At 67.1% G+C, this 25,187-nt stretch carries 27 protein-coding genes, 1 tRNA gene and 1 pseudogene; 12 read left to right on the forward strand and 17 right to left on the reverse strand.

Features of this window, described 5'->3' with window-relative positions:
• Nucleotides 1–26: 26 nt before the first annotated feature.
• The gene (locus tag BMZ21_RS05665) at nucleotides 27–1,454 is read left to right on the forward strand and encodes an APC family permease (protein WP_091830763.1); all 1,428 of its coding nucleotides are present in this window, start codon (nucleotides 27–29) and stop codon (nucleotides 1,452–1,454) included.
• Here the strand turns inward: BMZ21_RS05665 and BMZ21_RS31110 are convergent.
• From BMZ21_RS31110 to BMZ21_RS05690, 5 genes and pseudogenes are all read right to left on the reverse strand, one after another.
• Nucleotides 1,439–1,504 (reverse strand): annotated as a pseudogene (locus BMZ21_RS31110) (hypothetical protein); the annotation flags it as partial. The gene BMZ21_RS05665 and the pseudogene BMZ21_RS31110 overlap by 16 nt on opposite strands.
• Before the next feature lie 18 nt (nucleotides 1,505–1,522).
• Complete coding sequence (locus BMZ21_RS05675; RefSeq protein WP_167561544.1) at nucleotides 1,523–2,014, reverse strand: DUF2059 domain-containing protein; 492 nt, start codon at nucleotides 2,012–2,014, stop codon at nucleotides 1,523–1,525.
• Between the two features lie 157 nt (nucleotides 2,015–2,171).
• On the reverse strand, nucleotides 2,172–2,882 hold the full coding sequence (gene rpiA / locus BMZ21_RS05680; protein ID WP_091830767.1) for a ribose-5-phosphate isomerase RpiA: 711 nt from the start codon (nucleotides 2,880–2,882) through the stop codon (nucleotides 2,172–2,174).
• Nucleotides 2,879–4,330, reverse strand: coding sequence for an NAD-dependent succinate-semialdehyde dehydrogenase (locus BMZ21_RS05685; RefSeq protein ID WP_091830769.1), 1,452 nt, complete (start codon nucleotides 4,328–4,330; stop codon nucleotides 2,879–2,881). The genes rpiA and BMZ21_RS05685 overlap by 4 nt, the downstream gene beginning before the upstream one ends.
• A 131-nt stretch (nucleotides 4,331–4,461) precedes the next feature.
• Complete coding sequence (locus BMZ21_RS05690; protein ID WP_425285409.1) at nucleotides 4,462–4,863, reverse strand: hypothetical protein; 402 nt, start codon at nucleotides 4,861–4,863, stop codon at nucleotides 4,462–4,464.
• 165 nt (nucleotides 4,864–5,028) lie between these two features.
• Between BMZ21_RS05690 and BMZ21_RS05695 the strand changes: the two genes are divergently transcribed.
• The 4 genes from BMZ21_RS05695 to BMZ21_RS05710 all read left to right on the forward strand — a co-directional run bounded on the left by BMZ21_RS05695 (nucleotide 5,029) and on the right by BMZ21_RS05710 (nucleotide 7,958).
• On the forward strand, nucleotides 5,029–5,727 hold the full coding sequence (locus BMZ21_RS05695; RefSeq protein ID WP_091830772.1) for an HAD family hydrolase: 699 nt from the start codon (nucleotides 5,029–5,031) through the stop codon (nucleotides 5,725–5,727).
• Between the two features lie 36 nt (nucleotides 5,728–5,763).
• Nucleotides 5,764–5,838: transfer RNA gene (locus BMZ21_RS05700), tRNA-Val, on the forward strand.
• Nucleotides 5,839–6,395: 557 nt separating this feature from the next.
• On the forward strand, nucleotides 6,396–7,142 hold the full coding sequence (locus BMZ21_RS05705; protein ID WP_091830774.1) for an alpha/beta hydrolase: 747 nt from the start codon (nucleotides 6,396–6,398) through the stop codon (nucleotides 7,140–7,142).
• Nucleotides 7,143–7,274: 132 nt separating this feature from the next.
• Nucleotides 7,275–7,958 (forward strand): lysophospholipid acyltransferase family protein, encoded by a 684-nt coding sequence (locus tag BMZ21_RS05710; RefSeq protein WP_091830776.1) that lies wholly within the window; start codon nucleotides 7,275–7,277, stop codon nucleotides 7,956–7,958.
• Between the two features lie 25 nt (nucleotides 7,959–7,983).
• Here the strand turns inward: BMZ21_RS05710 and BMZ21_RS30255 are convergent, their stop codons facing one another.
• The gene (locus BMZ21_RS30255; RefSeq protein ID WP_167561545.1) at nucleotides 7,984–8,634 is read right to left on the reverse strand and encodes an EipA family protein; all 651 of its coding nucleotides are present in this window, start codon (nucleotides 8,632–8,634) and stop codon (nucleotides 7,984–7,986) included.
• A 219-nt stretch (nucleotides 8,635–8,853) separates the two neighbouring features.
• On the opposite strand from BMZ21_RS30255, the gene BMZ21_RS05720 reads away from it, so the two are divergent.
• On the forward strand, nucleotides 8,854–10,191 hold the full coding sequence (locus tag BMZ21_RS05720; protein ID WP_167561546.1) for a sensor histidine kinase: 1,338 nt from the start codon (nucleotides 8,854–8,856) through the stop codon (nucleotides 10,189–10,191).
• A 9-nt stretch (nucleotides 10,192–10,200) separates the two neighbouring features.
• On the opposite strand, the gene BMZ21_RS05725 is transcribed toward BMZ21_RS05720, so the two are convergent.
• The 4 genes from BMZ21_RS05725 to BMZ21_RS05740 form a co-directional block, all read right to left on the reverse strand.
• Nucleotides 10,201–10,884, reverse strand: coding sequence for a response regulator transcription factor (locus BMZ21_RS05725; protein ID WP_091830781.1), 684 nt, complete (start codon nucleotides 10,882–10,884; stop codon nucleotides 10,201–10,203).
• 198 nt (nucleotides 10,885–11,082) lie between these two features.
• Nucleotides 11,083–11,721 (reverse strand): outer membrane protein, encoded by a 639-nt coding sequence (locus BMZ21_RS05730; RefSeq protein WP_167561547.1) that lies wholly within the window; start codon nucleotides 11,719–11,721, stop codon nucleotides 11,083–11,085.
• A 195-nt stretch (nucleotides 11,722–11,916) separates the two neighbouring features.
• On the reverse strand, nucleotides 11,917–12,186 hold the full coding sequence (locus tag BMZ21_RS05735) for a hypothetical protein (RefSeq protein ID WP_091830786.1): 270 nt from the start codon (nucleotides 12,184–12,186) through the stop codon (nucleotides 11,917–11,919).
• 117 nt (nucleotides 12,187–12,303) lie between these two features.
• Nucleotides 12,304–12,528, reverse strand: a complete 225-nt coding sequence (locus tag BMZ21_RS05740; protein ID WP_091830788.1) for a hypothetical protein — start codon at nucleotides 12,526–12,528, stop codon at nucleotides 12,304–12,306.
• Nucleotides 12,529–12,892: 364 nt separating this feature from the next.
• On the opposite strand from BMZ21_RS05740, the gene BMZ21_RS05745 reads away from it, so the two are divergent.
• Nucleotides 12,893–13,471, forward strand: coding sequence for a L,D-transpeptidase (locus BMZ21_RS05745; RefSeq protein WP_091832287.1), 579 nt, complete (start codon nucleotides 12,893–12,895; stop codon nucleotides 13,469–13,471).
• A 182-nt stretch (nucleotides 13,472–13,653) separates the two neighbouring features.
• Here the strand turns inward: BMZ21_RS05745 and BMZ21_RS05750 are convergent, their stop codons facing one another.
• Both BMZ21_RS05750 and BMZ21_RS05755 read right to left on the reverse strand, forming a co-directional pair.
• Nucleotides 13,654–14,211 (reverse strand): lipocalin family protein, encoded by a 558-nt coding sequence (locus tag BMZ21_RS05750; RefSeq protein ID WP_091830790.1) that lies wholly within the window; start codon nucleotides 14,209–14,211, stop codon nucleotides 13,654–13,656.
• A gap of 87 nt (nucleotides 14,212–14,298) precedes the next feature.
• Nucleotides 14,299–14,667, reverse strand: coding sequence for a gamma-butyrobetaine hydroxylase family protein (locus BMZ21_RS05755; protein WP_091830792.1), 369 nt, complete (start codon nucleotides 14,665–14,667; stop codon nucleotides 14,299–14,301).
• Nucleotides 14,668–14,944: 277 nt separating this feature from the next.
• Here BMZ21_RS05755 and moaA point away from each other — a divergent pair, with 277 nt between their 5' ends.
• The gene (moaA, locus tag BMZ21_RS05760; protein WP_091832290.1) at nucleotides 14,945–15,946 is read left to right on the forward strand and encodes a GTP 3',8-cyclase MoaA; all 1,002 of its coding nucleotides are present in this window, start codon (nucleotides 14,945–14,947) and stop codon (nucleotides 15,944–15,946) included.
• An 18-nt stretch (nucleotides 15,947–15,964) separates the two neighbouring features.
• Here moaA and BMZ21_RS05765 read toward each other — a convergent pair whose 3' ends face one another.
• From BMZ21_RS05765 to BMZ21_RS05780, 4 genes are read right to left on the reverse strand one after another with little or no spacing between them, the layout of a single operon-like run.
• Nucleotides 15,965–16,606 carry a CDP-alcohol phosphatidyltransferase family protein gene (locus BMZ21_RS05765; RefSeq protein WP_091830794.1) on the reverse strand — a complete coding sequence of 214 codons (642 nt, stop codon included), beginning with the start codon at nucleotides 16,604–16,606 and terminating at the stop codon, nucleotides 15,965–15,967.
• Nucleotides 16,593–16,976, reverse strand: a complete 384-nt coding sequence (locus tag BMZ21_RS05770) for a hypothetical protein (RefSeq protein WP_425285420.1) — start codon at nucleotides 16,974–16,976, stop codon at nucleotides 16,593–16,595. The genes BMZ21_RS05765 and BMZ21_RS05770 overlap by 14 nt, the downstream gene beginning before the upstream one ends.
• Nucleotides 16,977–16,996: 20 nt before the next feature.
• The gene (locus tag BMZ21_RS05775) at nucleotides 16,997–17,947 is read right to left on the reverse strand and encodes a phosphatidate cytidylyltransferase (RefSeq protein WP_091830797.1); all 951 of its coding nucleotides are present in this window, start codon (nucleotides 17,945–17,947) and stop codon (nucleotides 16,997–16,999) included.
• A complete protein-coding gene (locus BMZ21_RS05780; protein WP_091830799.1) occupies nucleotides 17,944–18,582 on the reverse strand; it encodes a lysophospholipid acyltransferase family protein in 639 nt (212 codons plus the stop codon). The genes BMZ21_RS05775 and BMZ21_RS05780 overlap by 4 nt, the downstream gene beginning before the upstream one ends.
• Nucleotides 18,583–18,807: 225 nt before the next feature.
• On the opposite strand from BMZ21_RS05780, the gene BMZ21_RS05785 reads away from it, so the two are divergent.
• The 3 genes from BMZ21_RS05785 to BMZ21_RS05795 are packed head-to-tail and all read left to right on the forward strand — an operon-like array spanning nucleotide 18,808 to nucleotide 22,027.
• Nucleotides 18,808–19,989, forward strand: a complete 1,182-nt coding sequence (locus BMZ21_RS05785; protein WP_091830801.1) for an ABC transporter substrate-binding protein — start codon at nucleotides 18,808–18,810, stop codon at nucleotides 19,987–19,989.
• Nucleotides 19,990–20,003: 14 nt separating this feature from the next.
• A complete protein-coding gene (locus BMZ21_RS05790) occupies nucleotides 20,004–21,026 on the forward strand; it encodes a Gfo/Idh/MocA family protein (protein WP_091830804.1) in 1,023 nt (340 codons plus the stop codon).
• The gene (locus tag BMZ21_RS05795) at nucleotides 21,023–22,027 is read left to right on the forward strand and encodes a Gfo/Idh/MocA family protein (RefSeq protein WP_091830806.1); all 1,005 of its coding nucleotides are present in this window, start codon (nucleotides 21,023–21,025) and stop codon (nucleotides 22,025–22,027) included. The genes BMZ21_RS05790 and BMZ21_RS05795 overlap by 4 nt, the downstream gene beginning before the upstream one ends.
• On the opposite strand, the gene BMZ21_RS05800 is transcribed toward BMZ21_RS05795, so the two are convergent.
• The gene (locus tag BMZ21_RS05800; RefSeq protein WP_167561548.1) at nucleotides 22,028–23,788 is read right to left on the reverse strand and encodes a methyl-accepting chemotaxis protein; all 1,761 of its coding nucleotides are present in this window, start codon (nucleotides 23,786–23,788) and stop codon (nucleotides 22,028–22,030) included.
• A 229-nt stretch (nucleotides 23,789–24,017) separates the two neighbouring features.
• On the opposite strand from BMZ21_RS05800, the gene solA reads away from it, so the two are divergent.
• The gene (gene solA, locus BMZ21_RS05805) at nucleotides 24,018–25,157 is read left to right on the forward strand and encodes an N-methyl-L-tryptophan oxidase (protein ID WP_091830810.1); all 1,140 of its coding nucleotides are present in this window, start codon (nucleotides 24,018–24,020) and stop codon (nucleotides 25,155–25,157) included.
• Nucleotides 25,158–25,187 lie beyond the last annotated feature (30 nt).

Genomic DNA, 25,187 nt, shown 5'->3' on the forward strand with positions numbered 1-25,187 from the left:
TGCGGCCTGTCGAGCGAGAACGACCTATGAGCGACGCTACGCTATCCTCTTCCGCCTTACCGCAAGCCGACGCCGCCGAGCCCAGTCTCCATCGCGTGATGGGGCCTTGGCTGCTGCTGCTCTTCATCGTCGGCGACATTCTCGGCACTGGCATCTATGCGCTCACCGGCCAGGTGGCGAAGCAGGTCGGGGGCGTCGTCTGGCTGCCCTTCCTCGTCGCGTTCGTCGTCGCGATGATCACGGCCTTCAGCTATCTCGAACTGGTCACCAAATATCCACGCGCCGCCGGCGCCGCGCTTTATGCGCACAAGGCCTTCGGCGTCCATTTCATCACCTTCATCGTCGCCTTCGCTGTGATGTGCTCAGGGATAACCTCGGCCTCAACGGCCTCGCGCGCCTTCGCCGCCAATATGTCCCAGGCTTTCGGGCTGAACCTCACTGGCGGTATGGGCATCACCCTCATCGGCCTCGCTTTCATGGCGATCGTCGCAGCCGTGAACTTCCGCGGCGTGGGCGAGAGCGTGAAGGCCAATGTCGTGCTGACCTGTGTCGAGCTGACCGGCCTGCTGATCGTGATCTTCGTCGGCCTGTGGGCGATCGCTGCGGGCCAGGGCGACGTCTCGCGGATCACGCAGTTCAAGCCGGCAGGGGACGGCGGCATGTTCTGGCCGGTGATCGCGGCGACCACCCTCGCCTTCTTCGCCATGGTCGGCTTCGAGGACTCGGTGAACATGGCCGAGGAGACAAAGAACCCGACACGGATTTTCCCGAAGATCCTGCTTGCCGGCCTCGTCATCACCGGCGTGATCTACGTGCTGGTCTCGATCTCGGCGATCACACTGGTCGCGCCCGAGCAGCTTGGCGAGGGCGAGACGCCATTGCTCAAGGTCGTTGCAGCCGGCGCGCCGAACTTCCCGATCTGGATCTTCGGCTTCATCACCATGTTCGCGGTCGCCAACAGCGCCCTGATCAACATGCTGATGGCGAGCCGGCTGGTCTATGGCATGAGCCGTGAGCGCGTGTTGCCGCCGGCACTCGGCAAGGTGCATGCGACAAGGCGCACGCCCTATATCGCGATCGGCTTCACCACACTGCTCGCCTTCGCGCTGATCACCTTTGTCGGCGAAGTGCCGGCGCTCGGCGGCACGACGGCGCTGCTGCTGCTCTGCGTCTTCACTGTCGTCAACATCGCCGTGCTGGTGCTGCGCAAGGACACGGTCGAGCACGACCACTTTCGCACTCCGACGCTGCTACCGGTCCTCGGCGCGCTCTTCTGCGCCTTCTTTGCCGGCCCCTGGACCGGCCGCGACCCGGTCCAATACAAGATCGCCGGTATCCTGATCGGCGTCGGTGTCGTGCTCTGGCTGGTAACGGTGATGGTCAACCGCGCCGCCGGTGTGCAGCCGAGTGATCCGACGATGGAAGACTTCGGCGGGCACGGGCCGGTCAATTGAACCTCGGACGAAAAGGGCCGCCGGTAGCACCGGCGGCCCTTTTCAATCAACGGGCAACGGTTGTCGGCTCAGAGCCTGTGGCCGCGCTTGCGCATCTCGGCGTTGAACAGATCGAAGAGGCGGTTGCTGGTCGCCACGGTCCAGGGCTGAAGCAGCGTGTAGACCTCCTCCAGCGCCTGTGCGCGGTTCGCATTGTAGCGCTGACCGACGGGCGAGCTGAAGAAGGCCATGACCTCCTTGAGATCGGCTTCCGGCATCTTGCTGGCGAAGATCCTGCTGGAGGAATCGATCATTTCGTCGCGGCGAAGATCGGCCTCGGCCTTGAGCGCAGTCAGGACCTCTTCCATGTCCTTCTTCAGCTCGGGGCGGGTCGCCAGGCTCTCGCGGACATTCGCGACGAACTCGCTGTAGAGCGACTCGATCGACTGCGACAGGCCGGAGGAGATGACGACCTCGCGCGCAGCCTTGAGATGTTCCGGCGTCAGCGCCTGCTGCGCCAGCGCGGGCACGGCGAACAACGCCAGCGACAGGAACGCGCCTGCCAGGCTGTGACGGATCATGCGGTTACCCCTTCGTCGCTCGCCGGCCATGCGGCGATGTCCATGTGTTCCGGTGCGGCAACGCCCCTCACCGGGCGCAGCCGCCGGCCGCTCTTAGAGCATGTGCAGCCAAAGTGGAAACCACTTTTGCGGCCAAAGCATGCCGCTCGACAAGCGCTCAGCGACGTTCCCCAGCCGGATCGCCGAGGACGCGCACGCCATCACTGCCAGCGAGGAACGCTGCGTTGGCCAGGCCGAGAAAGAGGCCATGCTCGACGACGCCGGGGACCTGGTTCAGTGCCAGCGCCAGCACGTCCGGCAGCTCGATCCGGCCAAGATGCGCGTCGAGGATGTAATGGCCGCCATCGGTCAGCAGCGTCGCGCCATCCGTGCGCTTGCGCAGCTTGAGCTCGCCACTCGCCCCCGACGAGGCGATCGCGGCTGCGACGGCCCGTCGCGTCGCCTCCAGCCCGAAGGGCACGACCTCGATCGGCAGCGGGAAGCGGCCGAGCGTCTCGACCTGCTTGCCGGTGTCGGCGATCACGATCATGCGCTTCGACGCGGCGGCGACGACCTTCTCGCGCAGCAGCGCGGCGCCGCCGCCCTTGATCAGCCGCAAGGCGCTGTCGATCTCATCGGCGCCGTCGATGGTGAGGTCGAGCTCGGGCGTCTCGTCCAGCGTCGACATCGGGATCGAGAGGCTCTCCGCTTGTGCCTGCGTCGCCTCCGAGGTCGCGACGCAGATCACCTCGAGCCCCGCCGCAACCTTGGCGCCGAGGCCGTCGACGAAGTGCCTGGCCGTCGAGCCGGTGCCGAGGCCGAGCCGCATGCCCGGGCGCACCAGTTCCAGAGCCGCCAGCGCAGCCGCCTTCTTCAGGTCTTCGCTCACGCGCCGAGCCCACCCATCAGCATGTACTTGATCTCGACGAACTCCTCGATGCCGTGAAGGGAGCCCTCGCGGCCGAGACCCGATTCCTTGACGCCGCCGAAAGGCGCAACCTCGGTGCCGAGGATGGCCGAGTTGATGCCGACCATGCCGTATTCGAGCTCCTCGGCGACGCGGAAGGCCCGGCCGAGATCCCTGGTGTAGAAATACGCCGCGAGGCCGAAGGGCGTGTCGTTCGCCATCGCGACGACCTCGTCCTCGCTGGTGAAGCGATAGACCGGCGCGATCGGCCCGAAGGTCTCTTCATTGGTGACCAGCATCTTGGCGGTGACGCCGGCGAGCACCGTCGGCTCGTAGAAGGTGCGGCCCAGCGCATGGCGGCGGCCGCCGACCATCACCTTGGCGCCGCCCGCGACCGCGTCGGCGACATGGCGCTCGACCTTCTCGACCGCGCGCTCGTTGATCAACGGGCCCTGCACGACGCCGACCTCGACGCCGTTGCCGACCTTCATCTTGGCGACCTCGCCGGCGAATTTGGCGACGAAGTCGTCATGGATGCCGTCCTGGACGAAGAGCCGGTTGGTGCAGACGCAGGTCTGGCCCATATTGCGGAACTTGGCGATGATCGCGCCCTCGACCGCCTTGTCGAGATCGGCATCGTCGAAGACGATGAAGGGCGCGTTGCCGCCGAGCTCGAGCCCGACCTTCTTCACGGTCGAAGCCGCCTGCTGCATCAGGAGCTTGCCGACCGGGGTCGAGCCGGTGAAACCGATGAAGCGCACCGCCGGATGGGAGGTCATCACGCCGCCGATCGCCTGGGCGTCGCCGGTGACGATGTTGAGCACGCCCTTGGGGAAGCCCGCCTGCTCGGCGAGCGCGACCAGCGCCAGCGCGGTCAGCGGGGTGTCCGGCGCCGGCTTGACCACGAAGGTGCAGCCCGCGGCCAGTCCCGGAGCGCATTTGCGCGTGATCATCGCCGCCGGGAAGTTCCAGGGCGTGATCGCAGCGCAGACGCCGACCGGCTGCTTCGCCACGATGATGCGCGAATTCGGGAATGGCGAGGGAATGGTCTCGCCATAGATGCGCTTGGCTTCCTCGGCGTAGAACTCGACGAAGGAGGCGGCATAGGCGACCTCGCCTCTAGCCTCGGCCAGCGGTTTGCCCTGCTCGGCCGTCATGATCTGCGCCAGATCCTCCTGGTTCGCCATGATCAGCTCGAACCATTTGCGCAGGATGAGCGAGCGCTCCTTGGCCGGCTTCTTTGCCCAGGGCTTGAAGGCGCGTGAGGCGGCCTCGACCGCAGCGGTGGTCTCGTCGGCGCCGAAGCGCGGCACCTTGGCCAGAATCTCGCCGGTCGCCGGATTGTCGACCACATCGACGCCCTCGCCGATCCAGGCGCCGTCGACATGGCACTGCGTGCGCAGCAGCGAGGGATCCTTGAGCGTCAGCATGCGAGCCTCCGGCGTGTTGGGTGGGTCGCCGGGGCTCTAACACGCGGCGCAAGCGCTTGCCGATAGCAAACGCCGCATCGCCGTCGTGAATAAATTGCAGTTACCGTTTCGCCACCAGCCCCGCGGCGGCGCTACTTCACCATCGGCGTGCAGACGACCTTGTCGTCGAAGACGTAGCAGACGCTCAGCTCGCCGGTGCGGACATTGGCGCGGAAGATGCCGCCTTCGCGCTCATGGCGCGAGGGAACGAGGACATAGTCGCTCGGCGCCTGCGCACCGGCCCCCTCCCCGGCCGGGAAGCAGACGGTGACACCGACACCGCCCTCCTTGAGCTGGAACTGGCAAGCCCCGACCTCCCCGGTCGCCTTGTCGATTCGATAGACGCGGTTGAGATCGGTCTGCGGCGCCGGCGCGAACTCATAGGGCGCGGCAAGCGCCGCGCCGAAAGCCGGCAAGACGAACAGGCCGGCGCCCAGCGCCCGGGCCCAGGAACGGCCAATGGAGCTTCTGGAACAGCTCGACAGTTTCGGCACCGCTACGCCCCCTTCGACGATTCGTCCGCACCCTACCATGCTGCCGAACCCGTATCACCGCGATTGCAGCGAGGCCACGACGAGATGACGTTGCTGTTGCGCCAGCGCCCTTGCCAACCCGCATCCTCCGGCCTTTATGCGCAGGGCAACGTCACAGGATGGATCATGTCGCTCCCCCCGATCGTCGTCTTCGATCTCGACGGCACCCTCGCCGAGACCGCCCCCGACATCATGCGCACGCTGAACGTCATCCTCGAGCAGGAAGGGCTGGCCGCCCTGCCTGTCGAGCGGGCGCGGGAACTGGTCGGGGCGGGGGCACGCGCGCTGATCGAGCGTGGCTTCAAGGTCAGCGGCCGGCCGCTAGACCCCGAGACGCTGGAGCAGCTGTTCGAAGGCTTCCTTGGCATCTACGCAGACGGTATCGCCGGCAACAGCTTCATCCATGAGGGGGTCGTCGCGGCGCTGGACGAGCTCGCGGCCGACGGCTTCGTCTTCGCGGTCTGCACCAACAAGCCGATCCTGCACACCCGCCTCTTCCTCGATCATTTCGGGCTGAGCGAGCGTTTTGCCGCGATAGCCGGGCGCGACAGCTTCCCCTTCTTCAAGCCCGACCCGCGCCATCTCACGCAGACGATCGCCCAAGCCGGCGCCGATCCGGCCCGCGCGGTGATGGTCGGCGATTCGCGCACCGATGTGGACACGGCGCGCGCCGCCGGCATCCCTGTGATCTGCGTGCCGTTCGGCTATACCGATGTGCCGGTCGAGGCACTCGCGCCCGACCTGGTGATCCAGCACTTCAGTGAACTGCCGCCGGCAGTGCGGCAGCTTACCGACCGCAAGCCGGCCTTCGCTACTCATTCTTGACGGCGGCGGCACACCCCACTAGGAACAGCGCGGTCCGGGCGGCTAGCTCAGCGGTAGAGCACTCCCTTCACACGGGAGGGGTCACAGGTTCGATCCCTGTGCCGCCCACCATTTCCCCACTTTCGAATAGCCCATAGGCGCCATCGCCCTGAGCAAAGGTTGCGCGAGTGATCGAGCTCGCCTGCTCGCCGGAGATATCGGCGAGCCGGAGGATGGTGGCCCCAGTTTGCTGCATCCGCGCCATACTCTCGCGCGTAGATGACAAATGCCTATGCCTAAAAGCCGGAAGCGGCCGGCTCCTGAGATGCCGCTATCGACCGAAATCCCAATCGATCTCGACATCCAACGCAGGCTGAGACGCGATCTCAAACTGACGAGCGAGGAGATCCTGGAAATCGACATCGAGCTCGCGATCGAAGCTGGCCTGTTAAAGAGACCCAAGCCTCGCTGATACGAGGAAGCCCGACCTCAAAAGGCTGGCGCCTGCCGTGCCTTTCCGGTTACCGCCGCGCGAGCCGCCCCCTGGCTCCCCTGACGAATGGCCATGAAACCGGCTGCACATCTCGTGCAATGTAGCCACCGAATCCTGCGGCAGGTGCAGGCGCGACACGGTGACGGTGGCGCGCACAGTTCTGCGTCGTTTTCAGGTGAATGGGTGACCTAACAACATGATCGGATATCAGCAGCGTGTCCTGCGCGCCCTCGGCGTGCTTGCGATCCTATGGTCGTTCGCAATCCCGTCCCCTGGCCGGGCGGAGGCGCCGATCACGGTGAAGGGCGGCGAGAGCATCACGATCGCCGGTGTCCGCAGCATCCTCATCCGCGCTCCGCATCCCAAGGGCAGCGTGATCCTGCTGACCGGCGGCGATGGCCGTCTCGAGGTCGGCAGCGGCGCGCGCCTCGGCAAGGCCGGCGACAACGTCCTGATCCGCAACCGGGATGCCTTCGTCGCGCAGGGCTACAATGTGCTGCTTGCCGAGCTCGGGACGAACCTTCCTGCTGCGGTCGACCATATGGCGGTGATCAAGCGTCCGGTCATCGTGGTCGCCACCAGCATGGGCACGCACCGTGCGGCCCAGGGCCTCGTGGCGGGCGCCATGCCGGACAGGCTCGTCCTGACCTCGGGCCTCCTGAGCAAGGCGTCGGGCTCGGACGACACCGTCCAGACGGTACTGGGGACGCCGAACCGGCTGCCGCGCACGCTCGTCCTGCACCACCGAGAGGATCGCTGCCGCTTGACGCTGCCAGCCGGCGTCGCCCCGTTCCAGGCCTGGGCGGGCGGGCGCGTCCAGGTCGAATGGATGAGCGGCGGGCAGACCGACGAGGTCAATCCCTGTCGCTTCAGCGCACATCATGGTTTCGCCGGGCAGGACGACGAGCTCGTCGCCCGCATCGTCAAGTTCATGGTGCGCTGACAGGTCTCGGTACTTGCGCGAGCTCTTTTCGCTCGATCGAACGAAACGCGTGCCGCCGCCGCGGGGCCGCGCAATGTTGGAGCAAGCCGACGCGCCGATCCCCTCCACGGGAATCACCGTGGAGATCGGATCATGCGATTCGGCACTGGGCAATCTGCGGCGGTCGCCGGCCGCGCCCTGTACGCCTATCTCGCCTTCGTGCAGCGGACGACGCGCTTCAAGCCGGCGCTCCCCGGCATCAGGCCGTGGGAGCGCAGCCGCGAGCCCTTCATCGCCCTGACCTGGCACGGCCAGCAGATGCTGAGCCTGGCAGCGCTCGACGGCGCGGCGGAGATCGCGATCCTGACCTCGCTGCATTTCGACGGGGCAGTGGTCGCCACGGTGGTGGAGCGCGCGGGCTTCCGCGCCATTCGCGGCTCAGGCGCCCAGAGTCCCCGCAAGATCAAGACCAAGCGCGCCATTCCCGCCTTCTTCGAGATGCGCGAGGCGCTCCGCGAAGGCACCAGCCTCGTGCTCACGGCGGACGTACCGAAGCTCGCGCGTGTCGCCGGCAAGGGAGCGATCCAGCTCGCGCGGGCCACCGGGCGGCCGATCTATCTCTTCGCGGCGGTGACCAGCGCCCGGGTCGATCTCGACAACTGGGACAGGGCCAGCATCGCGCTGCCCTTCGGCCGCGGCTGCGTGCTCTGGTCGGAGCCGCTCTATGTCCGCCGCGCCGCCGATGAGCGCGAGATGGGCCTGATCGCGCTGGACATCTCGACCCAGCTCGACGAGCTCCATGCCACGGCGCATCGCCTGCTCGACCGGCGCCGCTAGGGCTACGATCCTGCCTATCGGGACTTCAACGACCGGGCGCAGCGCATTCGGCCGGCGTGGCGCAGATCAGGCCAGGCGGGCGCAACTGCTCCTGCGGGCCCGCCGGCTCGATGACGATGCGGCTGAGATCCCCGGAGAAGCGCAAGCCGAGGCCGGACGAGATCAGCACGATCCGCGCCCGGGACGAGGCGAGGATGGTGGCGTTGGCGCCGGCAAGGAAATGCGCGCTGCCGCCGAGGCTGGCATAGGTACCGAAGACGTCCTCGCGCCGGTCCAGACCGTAGACCAGCATGATCACCCGTCCGTAATCGGCGCCGAGCCCGATGCCGACCGACAGGGCCGACCAGGTCACCGGCGTCGGGATCCCGTCGGAAAAGCGCAACTCGCCGCTGCCATGGCGTCCGCCGACCACGAAGGAGCCGCTGAGCTCGCCGCCGATGATGTAGGCGTTCGGCTCGCCGAAGAGCGCGAGCGAGCGCTCGATCGGGATGCTGACCGTCTTGGACGCTGCGTCGAATACGCTTTCGACCAGCCTGGTGATGTCCTGCCGCGAGGTCGTCGGCAGCTGGCCGGCCCGGACCTCGCCCTTCGTCACCGCCCCCTGCCCGAGCGCGAGGCCGGGCACGAAGGCCAGCAGCACGGCAAGCACGAGACGCGGGCCAGACCAACGCGACATGACGCTCAGCGCATGCATCAGGCCGGCAGCTCCGGAAGAGAGTTGAACGGCAATGGCGATACGGTCCATGCAGAGACAGGAAGGGGCGGGCCCCCGATCCCGCAAGCCATACCCGCATCGAGGTTCCGTGACGACTCGCAACGCTGCAGCGATCCCGCGCCAGGGACGAGCGACCGATCGGCTGGTCCGGGCCGGGCGGCATGGCGGCGAGGCCTTGCCATGACCTCCCTGTCGCGCGCCCTCACTATCCGCCTGTCGCTGCTCGGCATCGTCCTGTTCACCGCCTTCATCGGCGCCGTCATCGCGTTTGCCCTGATCACCGAGGATCCCGGCGTCCTGCGCAACGACGTCACCTCCCAAATGATCCAGCAAAGCGCGCGTGCCGCCTCCGGCAGCGCCGTGCAGGTCGAAAAGACCGCGGGATTGTCCCGGATCGAGCGCGCCAGCCCCTCGCTCTGGTATCTCGTCTCCGATGGACGTTCCCTCGTCGAGTATGCGCCAGAGTTGCGGCCGACCCTGCCGATCGACATCCGGCTCGACGGGCCGACCATCGCCGCGCAGATGCGGATCGGCGGCGAGAACGCACTCGCCTTCGACGTCATCGAGAAGGACGGCAGCAGGATCATCGTCGCCACCCGCGGCGGCCAGCCGGGCTGGGATCTGATCCTCGGCTACTATCTGCGGGCGATCGCAGGCTCGGCGCTGGCGATCTCGGTGGTCTTCGGCCTCCTGATCGCCGGCGCGATCGCGATGTCGGTGTCCTATATCGGCGCGCGGCTGCGCAGCGCCGCCGAGGCCGCGGCACGAATCGACCCGAAGGCGCCGCGCGGCCTGCTGCCGACCGAGGAGACCCCGGTCGAGCTGATGCCGCTGACCACGGCGCTCAATGCCGCGCTCGACAAGATCGCCGGCAACATGGAGGTGCAGAGGCGCTTCATGAACAATGTCGCGCATGAACTGCGCACGCCGCTGACCGTGATGCGCGGCCGGATCGACGCGCTGCCGAACGACCAGGTGCGGCTTGCGCTCACCACCGATGTCAGCCGGCTGACCACCATCGTCTCGTCGATGCTGCAGCTCGCCCGGCTGCACAGCACCGAATTGCCGTTCGAGGCGATGCAGCTGAACGGCATCGCCCGCGCTGTGCTGGCCGATCTCGCACCGCTGATCCTGAGCAACGGCGCCGATGTCGCACTGGAAGAGGAAGGGGAACGGCGCTCGCTGATCGAGGCCAACGAAGCGACCGTGCGGGCGGCGATCGCCAATCTCGTCGACAACGCGTTGCGGCATGCACGGGCGAAATCGACGATCGTGGTCAGGGTGATCGACGGCGCGGTGCTCGAGGTCGCGGATGACGGGATCGGCATCGAGCCGTCCGATCGCCCGCAGGTGACCGAGCCGTTCAACCGGATGTCGCCGAACTCGACCGGCGCCGGCCTCGGCCTGACCATCGTGCGCGACATCATGGCCGCCCATGGCGGCACGCTGACCATCCTCGGCCGGCCGGGCGGCGGCACTCTGGTGCGTCTCGTCTTCCCGCCGCGGGAGGATGATTGAGGGGCCGCGCTACAGCGCCAGCTCCGAGACGCGCAGCATGTAGCCGATGCCACGCAGCGAGGTGATCTCGACCCTGGCGCCGGCCTCCTTGAGCTTGCGCCGCAGCCGCGAGATCTGCGCCTCCAGGGTGTTGGATTCGATCAGGTCGTCGAAGCCGTAGACCGCCTCGATCAGGACGTCGCGGGTGACGACACGGCCGACACGCTGGACCAGCGCCTCCAGGATCAGCGCCTCACGCCGGCGCAGATCGAGCATCTCCGAACCGACGCTGGCGCTGCGTCCTTCGAGGTCGAGCGAGAGATTGCCGGCGGTGATCACCAGCGAGCGCTTGGGATTGCGCCGGCGCAGGATGACGCGCAGGCGCGCCAGCAGCTCCTCCGGCTCGAAGGGCTTGACGAGATAGTCGTCCGCACCGGTGTTCAAGCCTTCGATCACGTCGGCTTTTGCGTCCCGGGCGGTGAGGACGAGGAAGGCGGGTCGCGGCTCGGCGGAATTCAGTGCCTTGACGATCGAGAGGCCGTCGCCGTCAGGCAGGCGCCGATCGACGATCACGATATCGAACGGAGTCGAGCGCAAGGCGGCAAGCGCGGCATCGATCGTCGTCGTGCGATCGGCGATCAGTCCGGCATTGGTGAGGAGCGAGGACAGGAAGGCCATCAGTTGTGGCTCGTCCTCGACGATCAGGGCGCGCATGAAAAAAGCTGATCAGGGTGCACGGATGGAACGTGATGCCGGAATAGGGGCGAAATATCCAGACGCATCACGCTCCATCCATGCCAGGGCGCAGCCGTTGGAGCCGGATTCGTTCAGGTTGGAGCAACTCGAACGGATCGGAACGGGCTCCAGAGCCGCAGGGTGGACCGGACCGGTTTCCCGGCCGGGATTTCGACGTCAGAAGCGGTAGTTGAGGCCCGCCTTGACGAGATGCTCGTTGACGCCGACGCGTGCGCGGCCGCTGGCGAACTGGAAGTTCTGCTTGCCGAGCGAGACGTAGTTGTATTCGAGCTTGGCGGAGAGATTGTCGGTGATGCCGTATTCGGCGCCGGCGCCGACGACATAGCCGATCTTGCTCTTCTCCTTCGAGACCAGCCCGTCGCTGGCCTTCAGGCTGCCATAGGCGACACCGCCGAGGCCGTAGACCAGCACGCGGTCGAAGGCGATACCGGCGCGGGCCTTGAGGGTGCTGACATAGCGCATGTCGGCGCTGGTGCCGCCGGTGCGCTTGGCGCCCTTGCCAAGGCCGTTCATCGAGATGTCAGCCTCGACACCGGTGACGAAGCCGCCCATCTGAAGATTGTAGCCGAGCTGGCCGCCGAGCAGGATCTCGTTGCGGCTCTTCTTGCCGGCCCCCTGGAAGCGATCGAAGGCGCCGCCGGTATGGGCGCCGACATAGATGCCGTTCCAGTTATAGGGCCGCGGCGCCGAATAGGCTGGCCATTCCTGCCCCCGCACGGGACGATCGGCCGCCACGGCCGGGATCGCGAGCAGAGCCGACAGGCCGAGGCCGGCCAACGGGACGAAACGATTCATCAAAGACTCCTTGCGGCGACCTTGAGCCGCCGCCGACGCATCAGGCTTGCGACCCATGTCCGCGCATCGGACCGGGTCAGCACGGCGCAGATTGCGTGCGAAGATTACGGCAACGTTGCCCGCCTGACCGTGGAGGCAAGGCCGCGTTCGCTCGGAGGGGCCTCAGCCGGAACGGAGTGGCCGGGTAGCGAGCGCTCAGTTTCTCGTGGCGCGGTCCGGGCGCGGCTGCGCATCGTTCGCCCATTCAGCCAGCGGGGCAGTCGCCATGAACTGCTCGATCGCGAGCAGGGCGATGTCGCCGGAATGGCCGGAGCGGCGCAGCCCGAGAATCAGGCGCGCCAGCCATTCGCGATGCGGATTCTCGAAGGGTCCATAGATCGGGCCGACATGCCGCCAGGCCTCGTGAAAGGCTGTTCCCAGGGCAGCGAGCTCTTCAGGCCCGGCATTGAATTGGCAGGCAGGCATGGCGAACCTCCCGTCATTTTGCAGAGCGGACCAGAGCCGGCCCGGCTTTGCAATCGGAAGTTGCCCCTCGACCTGAAGACTAGGCGAACGACCGGTTAACGGCAATCGGACAAGCCATCACAGGCTGCTCACGATCTCGCGCGGATGACGGGCGGCAAAGGCGCGGGCCGACTCGCGGAAAGCCACCCAAGCGGGCAACGGCACGGTGCCGACGTCGTTGCACGCAGGAAGTCGCGGGCGAGTGCACTCGTCGATCGCTGCATCGGGGTCTATGCGCGCCGAGCGACAGAGCGCGCGCGCGATCCGGATGATGCGTTGTTCCTCGTGATCTTCGGGAATCATTGGTCGGCAGGCCTCGATATCGTCGCCCTCATAACGCGACCCTGGCGATGAGGTTCCGCACGCCCGCACACCGTGCCCGATCCAATTCCGGCCGCATTTCGCCCGATGGAACTTTTTCTCGGCGCCGCGCTTTTGTCCGAAAATCGTCCAAATCAACGCAACTGCCAAAGTAGACGCCTACGCCTGTTGCAGCCCCGCAACGGGCGCCTTCAAAGCTTAAGAGGTCGCGTCGATGTGAACGTCGATCGATTGAACGGCAGCCGCCGCTCTGCCAGAGATTTGGGGAATTGTTGACGTTTTTCCGTCACCTTTCCGCATGCTCGCCACCCTGCCCACCATCCTGCAATCCCCTTCCGAGGCCGCAATGCTCCGCTCCTTCCGTTTGGCCCTGATCGCCGGCACGGCCGTCGCGGCCACGGCGACCGCCGCCGTCGCCGAAATCGACCCGCTTACCCGCCAGCCGCTCGTCACCTATGTCGACCCTGCCAAGGCGCAGGCGACCGCGATCCCGCGCGAGGTCGTCTCCTTCGGCGGCACCTACCGCCCCGGCACGATCGTGATCAACACGAGCGAGCGCCGCCTCTATTTCGTCCTGCCCGACGGCAAGGCCGTCCGCTACGGTGTCGGCGTCGGCCGCCCGGGCTTCGACTGGGCCGGCTCGCAGACCATCACCCGCAAGGCCGAGTGGCCCGGCTGGACCCCGCCGGCGCAGATGCTGAAGCGCCGTCCCGACCTGCCGCGCTTCATGCCCGGCGGCCCGGAGAACCCGCTCGGCGCCCGCGCCATGTATCTCGGCTCGACCCTCTACCGCATCCACGGCTCGAACGAGCCGGAGACGATCGGCCAGGCGGTCTCCTCGGGCTGCATCCGCATGCTGAACGAGGACGTGATCGACCTCTACGAGCGCGCCAAGGTCGGCACCCGCGTCGTCGTCGCCCGCTGAGCGGCACCACGCGTCCAGGATTGCGAAAGGCCGGCTTCGTGCCGGCCTTTTTCTTTTTGCATCCGATCAGGCCGGGGCCGTCACAAAGATCCGGACTGCTACCACCGCGGCGAGCAGGAGAACCAAGGACTGCTACAAGTCCTTGGCGATCTTGCCCGCCCTTCTCCATGAGGCAGGCAGGCTCACCGCCGCGGCATCTCGGGAAATTCGAGCTTGGTCACGTCATAGCCCAGCGCTCGGGCGCGCCCGACAAGCCGTCCCCGCTGCTCCTCGCTGATCTGCGGGTCGCGGGAGAAGATATAGAGGTCGCGGAACTCGGGATCGGCCGAGATGAACCAGCTGTAGTCGTTCGCGCGATCGAGCACCCAATAGTCGCGCGTGACCGGAATGAATCCGTAGAGGCGATAGTCGACCCTGAGCTTGGCGTTCGTGCCTGGATCGAGGATACGGCCCGGCCCTCCGATCGTCTTGGGCTCGCCCTCGGGCGTACCCATCCGACAGGAGTCGAGGACGTCGATGCCGCCACCGGCGTCGCGCTTGTATTCCGTCGCACCGGCCACGCAGCCATCGGTGATCGCCATCGGACGACGGGCGATCTCGTGCCACAGACCGCTGTAGAAGCGGCCGACGTCGATCTTTTTCAACGGTTCCGGCGCCTTGTTCACCGGCCCGCCCATCGCCATGCAACCCGACAGACAAACCGCCAGAACCAAGCCGGCGACGATGACCCTGGCGTTCATAACACCCTCCCTGGTGCGCATGAGGCGCATTCAGGAGCATCTACGTCCGGGACACGGGTTCGGTTCGCTCGGTTGAGGCGGCGCGCCCTAAACTCTTTTGCCCCGCTCCCGCGACAGGCCCTTCGCCGCGAGATCGTCGAGATAGGCCTGGAATTTCGCCTCGCCGTCGCGACCGAGCTCGCGCAGATAGTCCCAGCCATAGATACCGGTGTCGTGCATGTCGTCGAAGGTCAGCCGAACGGCGTAGTGGCCGACCGGCTCCACCTTCAGGATCTCGACCTCGCGCTTACCCGCCACGGTCTGCTTCTGCGTCGGGCCATGGCCCTGCACCTCGGCCGAGGGGCTCTCCACCCGCAGCAGTTCGGCCGGGAGCGCATGGCTTTCGCCACTCTCGAAGGTGATGTGGAGCGTGCGGCGGTCCTTCGAGAGACGGATCTCGCTCGGCCAGTCTGACATCTTCGTGTTTCTCCGAGCATGTTCCGCAAAAGGGGGAACCCCTTTTGCGATCAGAACATGCTCAACTTTTTGATTTGGCGCGAATTCTTTTCGTTCGGCCAACCCGGCCGAACGGAAAGCGCGCCGACAGCTTGCGACCATCAGCCGGCTTGACCGCGGGCTTGCCGCCGCCGATGTTCGCTTCCTATATCAGAGCAACGGCAGGCGCACTGCGCCGCAAGACCGCGATCGTCCAAGGATTTCAGCCGCCGTGCTGCAGGACCCCATCAAGCCCTTGATGCGTGCGCCGCTGACCGATCCGTTCGGCCGCGACATCTCCTATCTGCGCATCTCGGTGACGGATCGCTGCGATTTCCGCTGCGTCTACTGCATGTCCGAGGACATGGCTTTCCTGCCGAAGCGCGATCTGCTGACGCTGGAGGAGATCGACCGCGTCGCCAGCGCCTTCGTCTCGCGCGGAACGCGCAAACTGCGCATCACCGGCGGCGAGCCGCTGGTGCGGCGCGACATCATGAACCTGTTCCGCTCGCTCTCGCGCCATCTCGCCTCGGGCGCGCTCGACGAGCTCACTGTGACCACCAATGGCTCGCAGCTCGCCCGCTATGCGCAGGAACTGGCCGATTGCGGCGTGCGCCGCATCAACGTCTCGATGGACACGCTCGATCCCGAGAAGTTCCGCAGGATCACGCGCTGGGGCGACCTGTCGAAGGTGCTCGCCGGCATCGAGGCGGCGCGTGCCGCCGGCCTGCGCGTCAAGATCAATGCGGTGGCGCTGAAGGGCGTCAACGAGGACGAGATCGAGGGGCTGATGCAGTGGGCCCATGGCCTCGGCATGGACCTGACGCTCATCGAGGTGATGCCGCTCGGTGAGATCGAGCCGGCGAGGCTCGATCAGTTCCTGCCGCTCTCGATGGTGCGGGCCAAGTTGATGGACCGCTACACGCTCGACGACGATCCCTACCGGACCGGCGGCCCGGCGCGCTATGTCAGGGTGCGCGAGACCGGCGGCCTCGTCGGCTTCATCACGCCGATGACGCATAATTTCTGCGAGAGCTGCAACCGCGTGCGCCTGACCTGCACCGGCACGCTCTATATGTGCCTCGGCCAGGAGGATGCGGCAGACCTGCGCGCCCCGATCCGCGCCTCGGCCGACGACGCCCCGCTCTACCGGGCGATGGAAGAGGCGATTTCGCGCAAGCCCAAGGGCCACGATTTCGTCATCGACCGGCGCCAACCCCGCGCCGCGGTTGGCCGGCATATGAGCGTGACCGGAGGCTGAGAGTGAGGCAGGCCCGGGTCAGCGCCCGCGCAAGCCGCGCACGATGTTCGCCGCCCGCCTGAGAGCGGTCACGGCAGCACCGACCGCAATCAGCCAGAGCGCGACGGTCAGCACCTCGCCCTGGCCGCGCCAGAACGGCTCCAGCAGAGAGATCAGCGCCGCCGCCGTGATCATCGCCATGCGGTGCTGCTTGGCCATCGGGCCGGAGAAATCGGCCGGCAGCCCGCAATTGCGGCCGAGCTCGCGGGTATAGGCGGTCAGCACCGCAAAGCCGGCCGCCGCCCAGCCCAGCGCCGGCGCACCGATCCCGTAGCCGACGCCGGCGAGGATCAGGATATCGGCGATCCGGTCGGGGAATTCGTTCCAGAACGGCCCGTCGGCAGACTGCTTGCCGCCTTCTATCGCGACCATGCCGTCGAAGAGATTGCAGAGCAGCCTGAGCTGGCAGAACAGGGCCGCGGCTAGCAGCAGCGCGATGCGCGGCCCGGAAGGTGCCCCGCCCGCGAGCCAGAAGGCGGCGCCGGCGCAGGCCGCCATCGCCATGCTCGCCATCGAGATCTGGTTCGGCGTGATGCCGCTATCGCTCAGCCGGCGCGCTATGGCCCGGGCCCAGCCGGTGTCGCGGCTCGAGAGCGGCCGCCGGTCGTCACTCTGCGCCATGGTCCGTCGCCTTCCTGCTCCGCCACAGGGAAAGATTGTAGAGTGCCGCATAGCTGGTCGCGACGGTCAGCGGGACTGCGATCGTCCTGGCGATCTCGGGCGTGCCGCCGATCGTATGGATGAGCGTCAGCAGGCTCGCGGAGACGAGCCCCGCGATGACGGGCGGCGCCAGCAGCGCGGCCAGGCCAGTGAAGCGGCTGGCGAGATATTCGATGCCCCGTTTCAGCAGCAGGGTGATGATCGCCGAGAGCGTCCCCTGGATCAGCCCAGCCAGGAGCAGCGCCGGCAGCGGATGGGCGCGGTTGGCGAAGGCGGCCCAGCTGCCCATGGCGAGGAAGGCGAAGCCGACATGGACGATGCTGCTTCGCATCAGACGGGCGAGCGGCGAACTCACGTCGCCGACCAGCCATAGCGGACGAGGTGGAAGAAGATCGGTGCGGAGAACACCACCGAATCGAGCCGGTCGAGGAAGCCGCCATGGCCGGCGATCAGATGGCCCCAGTCCTTGATGCCGCGATCGCGCTTGATCGCCGACATCACGAGCCCGCCGAAGAAGCCCATTAGCACGATGACCAGTGCCAGAAACGCTGCCTGCAGCGGCGTGAACGGTGTCATCCAGGACAGGGCCGCCCCGACCACCGTCGCGCTGAGCGCGCCACCGACGAAGCCCTCGACGGTCTTGGACGGCGACAACCTGGGCGCGATCTTGGTGCGGCCGAGCAGCTTGCCCCAGACATACTGGAGCACATCGCTCATCTGCACGACGATGACGAGGAAGGCGATCAACAGGACGTTGCGCCCCTGATATCCGGGGATGTCGAGGCTGAGCAGCGCCGGCACATGCGAGATGCAGAAGACGCAGATCATCAGCGCCCATTGCACCTCGGCGATACGCACGAGGAAATGCTCGGTGTCGCCGCGCAGCGAGGCGATGATCGGCATCAACAGGAAAGCGTAGACCGGGATGAAGATCGAGTAGAGGCCGTACCAGTCGATCCAGATCAGATAATACTGCACCGGCAGCACGACGAAGAAGCCGGCCGCCAGCGCCCAATGATCGGCGCGGCGCGTGTCGGTCAGTGTGATGAATTCGCGTAGCGCCGCAAACGAGCAGAAACCGAAGAGCAGCGTCACGCCAGCCTTACCGCCGATCAGCGCCAACCCCATCAGCACGATCATGATCCACCAGGCGCGGATGCGATCGTTCAGGTCCTCGACCACGGCATTCGAGCCGTCCGGCGACAGCCGGCGCTGCAGCAGGTAGCCGATCGTGGAGGCCACGATCAGGACGCCGAGCAGACCGGCCAGCACGGCAACGAGATCGGGATGCGGCATCGTCATGGCGCGCTGGCCTTCGGTGACAAGGCGAGCAGCGCTTTCTCAGCCCTCGCCAGGAAATTCTGCTTGGTCTCGGCCTCGGCAAGAGTTAGCGCCGCGCCGAAGGTGACCGTGCAGACCAGCGGCACCGGCACGAACTCGCCCTTCGGCATGACGCGGTTGAGATTGTCGATCCAGACCGGCACGAGCGCCACGTTCGGGCGCGCCTGCGCCAGATGGAACAGCCCGCTCTTGAACGGCAGCAGCGGCGCATCGGTGGTGTTGCGCGTGCCTTCCGGGAAGACGATGAGAGAGGAGCCGGCATCGAGCGCGTCGCTCATCTGGACGATCGGGTCTGCCGTTCGCGTCGCTGGATCGCGGTCGATCAGGACGGCGTTGAAGACATCGCGGCCGATGAAGCGCCGCAGGCCGCTCTTCAGCCAGTAGTCGCTGCCGGCGACCGGCCGGGTCGAAAAGCGCATGCGGCGTGGCAACACCGTCCAGATCAGGACGAAGTCGCCATGGCTGGCATGGTTGGCGAAGTAGATGCGCTGCTCATCGGTCGGCGCGACACCGTCCCAGCGCCCGCGCACCGCCGTGATGAAGCGGGCGAAGAACAGGATGAGCGCGCCACCTAGGCCAGCTCCGATGTCGCGCATTCCCCACCCGTTTGCCAGCCTGACGATGACGTAGCGTTCATCGCGAACGCTGTCGACATTGCAGGGGTCTGGGGCACATTCGAAAGCCGCCGCTGCCAGGCCCGCCGCCGCTGCTCGCGCCCGACGCAACCCTCCCCCTGCTTTCGTCGCCTCTTGCCGGCGGCGTCTTGTGTACTAGTATACCGGCAAGGTCGCAGCAAAGCAGGCCAGCACAGGGAGGTAGCAATGACCCATCCGACACGGCGCGGCGTGATCGCCGGCGCTTCCAGCCTCGCGGCGCTCTCCGCCGGCGGAGCCTTTGCCCAGAGCGCGCCTACAAACCCGGTGATGCTCAACATCATCGACGTCGCCGGCAATCTGCAGCTTACCCAAGCTTCGATCGAGAAGTTCGCCAGGGACAATCCGAAGCTGATCTCGCGCCTGAATTTCTCGCGGGCGCCCTCGCCGGAGCTGCCGGCCAAGCTCAAGGCGCAGCAGGACGCCAACCGCGTCGACATCGACATGGTGCTGACCGGACCTGGCGCGATGTCGGACGGGATCCAGCAGGGACTGTGGGTCGACGTCTGGAAGTCGCACACCGCGAGCCTGCCCAAGGCCGAGGACATCTATCACGAGCAGGCGCTGATGATGCAGCGCAATTTCGGCCAGAACGAAGGCGTCGCCGTCGTTTATTCGCCGTCCGGCCCGCTGTTCGAATACATGGCCGACAAGGTCAAGACGGTGCCGAAGACGGCCGAGGAGTTCCTCGCCTATGTGAAGCAGAACCCCAACCGCTTCACCTATGCCCGCCCGCTCAACTCCGGCCCCGGCTGGACCTTCCTGCAGGGCATGCCCTACATCCTCGGCGACAGCGATCCGACCGACCCGATGAACGGCTGGGCCAAGACCTGGACCTATCTCAAGGAACTCGGGACCGCGATCGACTATTATCCGACCGGCACCGCCGCGACGATGAAGGAGCTCGGCGACGGGACGCGCGACTGCATCGTCTCGACGCTGGGCTGGGACATCAACCCGCGCGCGCTCGGCATCGTGCCGAAGGAAGCCAAGGTCTTCACCATCGCCAACACGCACTGGATTCCCGACACCCAGTTCATGTGTATCCCGAAGGGCGTGGCGGCGGAGAAGATCCCGGTCATCCTGGCGCTGATGTCGCATCTGCTGAAGCCGGAGTCGCAGGCTGCGACCTATGACAAGGGCTATTTCTATCCCGGCCCGGCGATCAAGGGCGTGACCCTGGCGATGGCGCCGAAGGAGAGCCAGGACGTGCTGAAGGAGTTCGGCCGGCCCGAATATGACGGGCTGATCTCAAGCCTGCCGACCCGCCCGCCACTGACGCCCGCGCGCTTGGTCGCCGCCTTCCGGCGCTGGGACCAGGAAATCGGCGTCGGCCACGCGCCCAAATAGGATGCGCGAGTAAGATGCGCTTTGCTGCCATCGGCCTCGACCACCGCCATATCTACCATATGGTCGGCGGCCTTCTGGAAGCCGGCGCGGACTGCGCCGGCTTCGATCCTGCGACCAGCGATCCGCGCGTGCTCGCCGGCTTCCACGAGCGCTTTCCGCAACTGCGGGAGGCGCAGGCCGAGGCATTGCTCGACGACGCTACGATCGACCTTATCGTCTGTGCCGGCATCCCCTCGGAGCGGGCCGGCCTCGCCGTCAGGGCGATGCAGGCCGGCAAGGACGTGATGGTCGACAAGCCGGGCGTCACGACCTTCGAGCAACTCGCCGAGGTCGAGCGCGTCGTCGCGGAAACGGGGCGGATCTTCTCGGTCTGCTTCTCGGAGCGCTTCATCGTCCCGGCCACCATCGTCGCCGGCAAGCTGATCGCGGATGGCGCGATCGGGCGGGTTGTGCAGACCGTCGGCCTCGGCCCGCACCGGCTGAACCGGTCGATCCGGCCGGACTGGTTCTTCGACAAGCGGTCCTTCGGCGGCATCCTCACCGACATCGCCTCGCACCAGATCGACCAGTTCCTGCATTTCACCGGCTCGCCCGATGCCGAGATCGCGGCCTCCGGCACCGGCCATTTCGGCCTGGCCGACCTGCCCGATTTCGAGGATTTCGGCGAGATTCTGCTGCGCAGCGACCGGGCGAACGGCTTTATCCGCGTCGACTGGTTCACCGCTGACGGCCTGCCGACCTGGGGCGACGGGCGGCTCACCATCCTCGGCACCGAAGGGACGATCGAGCTGCGCAAATATGTCGACATTGCCGGCCGGCCCGGGACCGACCATGTCTTCCTGGTCGACAAGGCCGGCACGCACCATATCGACGCGTCGCGCGAACCATTGACCTATTTCCGCAACCTGATCGCCGACATCGCGGACCGCAGCGAGACGGCGGCGACACAGCGGCACATGTTCACGGTCTGCCGGCTCGCCTTGCATGCGCAGGACCGTGCCGTGCGCCTGCCCGTCAGAGGAACCGAGGCAAAGTGACACGCAAGCTCGGCATCGCCGTCATCGGGCTGGGCCCGGCCGCCCTGCCCCATTCGCGCAGCCTGATCGATCTGGCTGGCAGGGTCGATGTCCGCTACGTCGCCAGCCGCTCGCAGGAGCGGCTCGACGCCTATCGCGCCCAATTCCCCTTCCCCGGCACCACCGACATCGACGCGGTCCTGGCTGACGAGGCCGTCGAGGCGGTGATCGTGCTGACGCCGCCGGCGAGCCATCGCGATGTGGGGACGCGCTGCCTGGCGGCCGGCAAGCATGTGCTGGTCGAGAAACCTCTGGAACTCACCGTCGCACGGGGCGAGGAGCTAGTCGCCGCGGCGCGCCGAGCCGGCAAGGCCTTCGGCGTCGTGCTGCAGCACCGTTTCCGGCCGGCGAGCCTCAGGCTCAAGGCGGCGCTGGACGGCGGCGAGCTCGGCACGGTGGAGGCCGGCCTGCTGCAGGTGCCGTGGTGGCGGCCGCAAAGCTACTACGACGAGCCCGGCCGCGGCACGATGGCCCGCGATGGCGGCGGCGTGCTGCTGACGCAGGCGATCCACTCCTTCGACCTGTTCCGCTCGCTGGTCGGGGTGTCCAAGGTCGTCGCCGCGCAGGTGCGTACCACCTCGCTGCACCGGATGGAGACCGAGGACTATGTCGGAGCGCTCTTGGAGACAGGCAGCGGCGCACCGGCGACACTGGTGACCACCACTGCCGCCCATCCGGGCCATCCCGAGCGCATCGAGATCATCGGCAGCAAGGGCCATGCAGCGCTGGTCGGCGGGCGTTTGCAGCTCTCCTTCCTCGACGGCCGCTCGGAGGTGGTCGAAGCCGAGGGCAATACCGGCAGCGGCGCCAACATCATGGACTTCCCGCACGACGCCCATCGCGCCGTGATCGCCGACTTCCTCGACGCGATCGAGGCCGGGCGCGATCCTGTCGTGACCGGAGAGGAAGCCCTGACCTCGCAGCGCTGGATCGACGCGATCCTGGCGGCCGGGCGCGGCTGATCACGCCATCCGATAGGCCATGCGCACGCCGCCCCAATGGCGGCCGGCGACGCGCACCGGCGCGTCGACCTCGCGCATCAACTGGATGCCGGCACCGCCCATGTCGCGCTGGTAGGACTGGATGATGAAGGGCCGTGCTGAGCGCGCCGCGGTGATGCCGGCGCGATCGTCGAAGATGCGGCGGTCGCGGCTGTAGGCCGGATCCCAATCCGGGTCGCCGGGCCGCTGCGGCCGCGAATATTCGGGATGATGCACCGGGATATAGCCGTTGCGGTCGATCGGCAGGGTGAACACGAGGCGCGGATCGCTCGCCTTGGCCTGCTCCATCAACGGCGGCAGGATCGCCTGCAGCACTGGCAGCGCCCGGTTGACGAACTGGCGCGGATTGGAGTCCGGAACAGGCAGATAGTCGGTATCGAACAAATCCTCCTCGCTGAGGCGGCCGGTGCGCAGCGCCGATTCGAGCAGAGCGGCGACCCGATGCGCGAATTCCTGCGCCTGCTCGATCAGCGGGCGATAGCCTTCCTCGATCTCGGCGAGGCGTCGATGCAGCGCCGCGTGAGCAGCCTCGTCACCAAGCTCGAAGGCGACGTGGAGGCCGAGATCGCTGCGTGCCATCACCCGGCAGGGCAAGGGCGGCACGTTCTCGATCGCGATCGTGCCGCGCATCCGAGGCCTCAGTTCGGAATCGGCAACCGACAGCAGGGCGCCGCCGAAGCCCAGATCGATCGTCTGCCCGGCGACGATGCGCCCGCCGAATTCGAGCCTGACCGGGCATTCGGCCGGGAAACGGTCGTGCTGGCGCCGGTCGGCGAAGACGGTGTGACGCAGCGTCGGTACGAAGCGCTCCAGCAACCCCTCCGCCTGGCGCGCGCCTTCGGCGAGCGCCCGCCTGGCATCGATGTTCTCCTGCGCGGCCGCGAGGGCAACGCGGTCGACCTCGCCGACGCGGTCGCGCACCGTCTCGATGAAGCGGGCGGTCGCCTCGGCGCTGCGCGACAATTCCGCCGCCGCGGCCGCCTGCTCGTGCGAGGCCTCGCCGACGGTCGCCATGACCGGATTGACCTCGCCGACGAGACGGAAGGCGTCGGTGACCACGGCGGCCGAGCCCTGCGCCGTCTGGTTCAGCCGATCGACCTGGTTGCGGATATGGTCGACCGCCTCGCGCACGCCGAGCGAGAGCGACTTCACCTCCTGCGCGACGACGCCGAAGCCCTTGCCGGCCTCGCCGGCGCGGGCCGCCTCGATGGTGGCGTTGAGGGCGAGCAGATTGGTCTGGCGGGCGATTTCGGCGATGGCGTCGACGATCGAACGAATCTCGCCGGTCGCCGCCGCGAGCCCGTTGATCATCGCCGTCGCCTCCGCGGCACGTTCGGCGGCGTTGTCGAGCATGTCGCGGGCGCCGGACATGGCCGCTCCGACGCGCTCGGCCGCCTCCGACACCTGCAGCGTCGCCGTCGCCAATGCCGCGGAGTTGTCGCTCGCCTGCAAAGCCGCCTCGCGGAGTTCCGCCATGCCGCCGCGGATCTCGCGGGAACGGATCTCCGAACGCTCGGAACAGTTCTCAGCCTGGTCGAGCCCATCGTTCAGACGACGCATCGCCGCAACGACGTCGCTCTCAAGCTCGTTGATCGCCTCGCTGATCGAGGTTTCGGCGGGAACGGCAGGCTGCTGCGGTGTCTCGGCCGCGGCCTGCAACGCAGCCGGCGCGGCAGCGGGGCCGGCACGGCCCAACAGGCGCCAGACGGAACGAGCAAGCATAGGCATTCCCGAGGGCGAGACAGGAAACCCGAGCATCCGGCAACAGGGTTAACAAACCCCTGCGACAACCGGCGCGTGGCGCGCTTGCCCGACACTTTCCAGCTGCAACCGCCCTGCCCCCGGCGCAGATGCGCTCATCTGCCGGGCAGGATGGACCGCCATCGCCCGCCCGCCTAGATTGCAGGCAGTTTTCAACCGGCGACACAGCCGGGCTCTCCAGGGATGTTCGATGAGTTCATCGCATTACGACGTGATCGTCGCCGGCGTCGGTGCGATGGGCTCTGCCGCCTGCTGGCACCTGGCCAAGCGCGGGCTCAAGGTGCTCGGCCTCGAGCGCTTCGATCTCGGCCATGCCATGGGCTCCTCGCACGGGCTGACGCGGATCATCCGCCTCGCCTATTTCGAGGGCTCGCATTATGTGCCGATCGTCAAGCGCGCCCATCAGCTCTGGCAGGAGACCGGCGACGCCGCCGGGCTGAAGCTGCTGCACGTCACCGGTTCGCTCGATCTTGCACCCGAAGGCCTCGGCCCGGTCGAATCTTCGCTGCAATCCTGCCTCGACCATGATCTCGAGCACGACATGCTCGGCCGCGACGAGATCATGCGCCGCTTCCCCGCCTTCCATGTGCCGGATGGTTATCTCGGCCTCTGGCAGCCGGGCGGCGGCTTCGTCGCCTCGGAAAAGGCGATCTACGCCCATGTCGGGCTGGCGCAGTCGAAAGGCGCGGATATCCGCACCGGCGAGCCGATGCTCGACTGGCAGCCGACCGCCGATGGCGGCGTCACCGTCCGCACCGAGCGCACGACCTATTCGGCCGGGCGGCTGGTGATCACCTCCGGCGGCTGGATCACGGACGCGGTGCCCCAGCTCTCGCGCTCGATGACGACGGTGCGCCAGGCGATCGGCTGGTTCACCACGCGGCGCCCGGAGCTTTTCCGCGAAGGCGCCTTTCCCGTCTTCATCCTCAGCGCCGAGGAGGGCACCTTCTACGGCTTCCCGCTCTACGAACATCCCGGCTTCAAGCTCGGCGGCCCGCATTTCGCGCGCGAGCCGATGGATCCGCGCGAGCCGGACCGGACGCCGAGCCCCAACCAGGTCAGGCTGATCCGCGAATGCCTGGCGCGCTACCTTCCCGACGCCAATGGCGACCCGCTGACGGTGAAGGGCTGCGTCTACACGGTCTCGCCCGACGAGGACTTCGTTATCGACGCCGTGCCCGGCGTGCCGCAGGCGGTGTTCGCCTCGGCCTGCTCCGGCCACGGCTTCAAATTCGCCAGCGCGATCGGCGAGATCCTGGCGGATCTCGCCACCACCGGCCGCTCCGCCTTCGATCTCTCGCCCTTCTCCCTTTCCCGCTTCGACGCCTGAACCGTCGATCCGCCGCGACGCCTTGCCGTT

Origin of the sequence: Allobosea lupini (genome assembly GCF_900109525.1) — a bacterium.
In the GTDB taxonomy this organism is placed as follows: domain Bacteria; phylum Pseudomonadota; class Alphaproteobacteria; order Rhizobiales; family Beijerinckiaceae; genus Allobosea; species Allobosea lupini.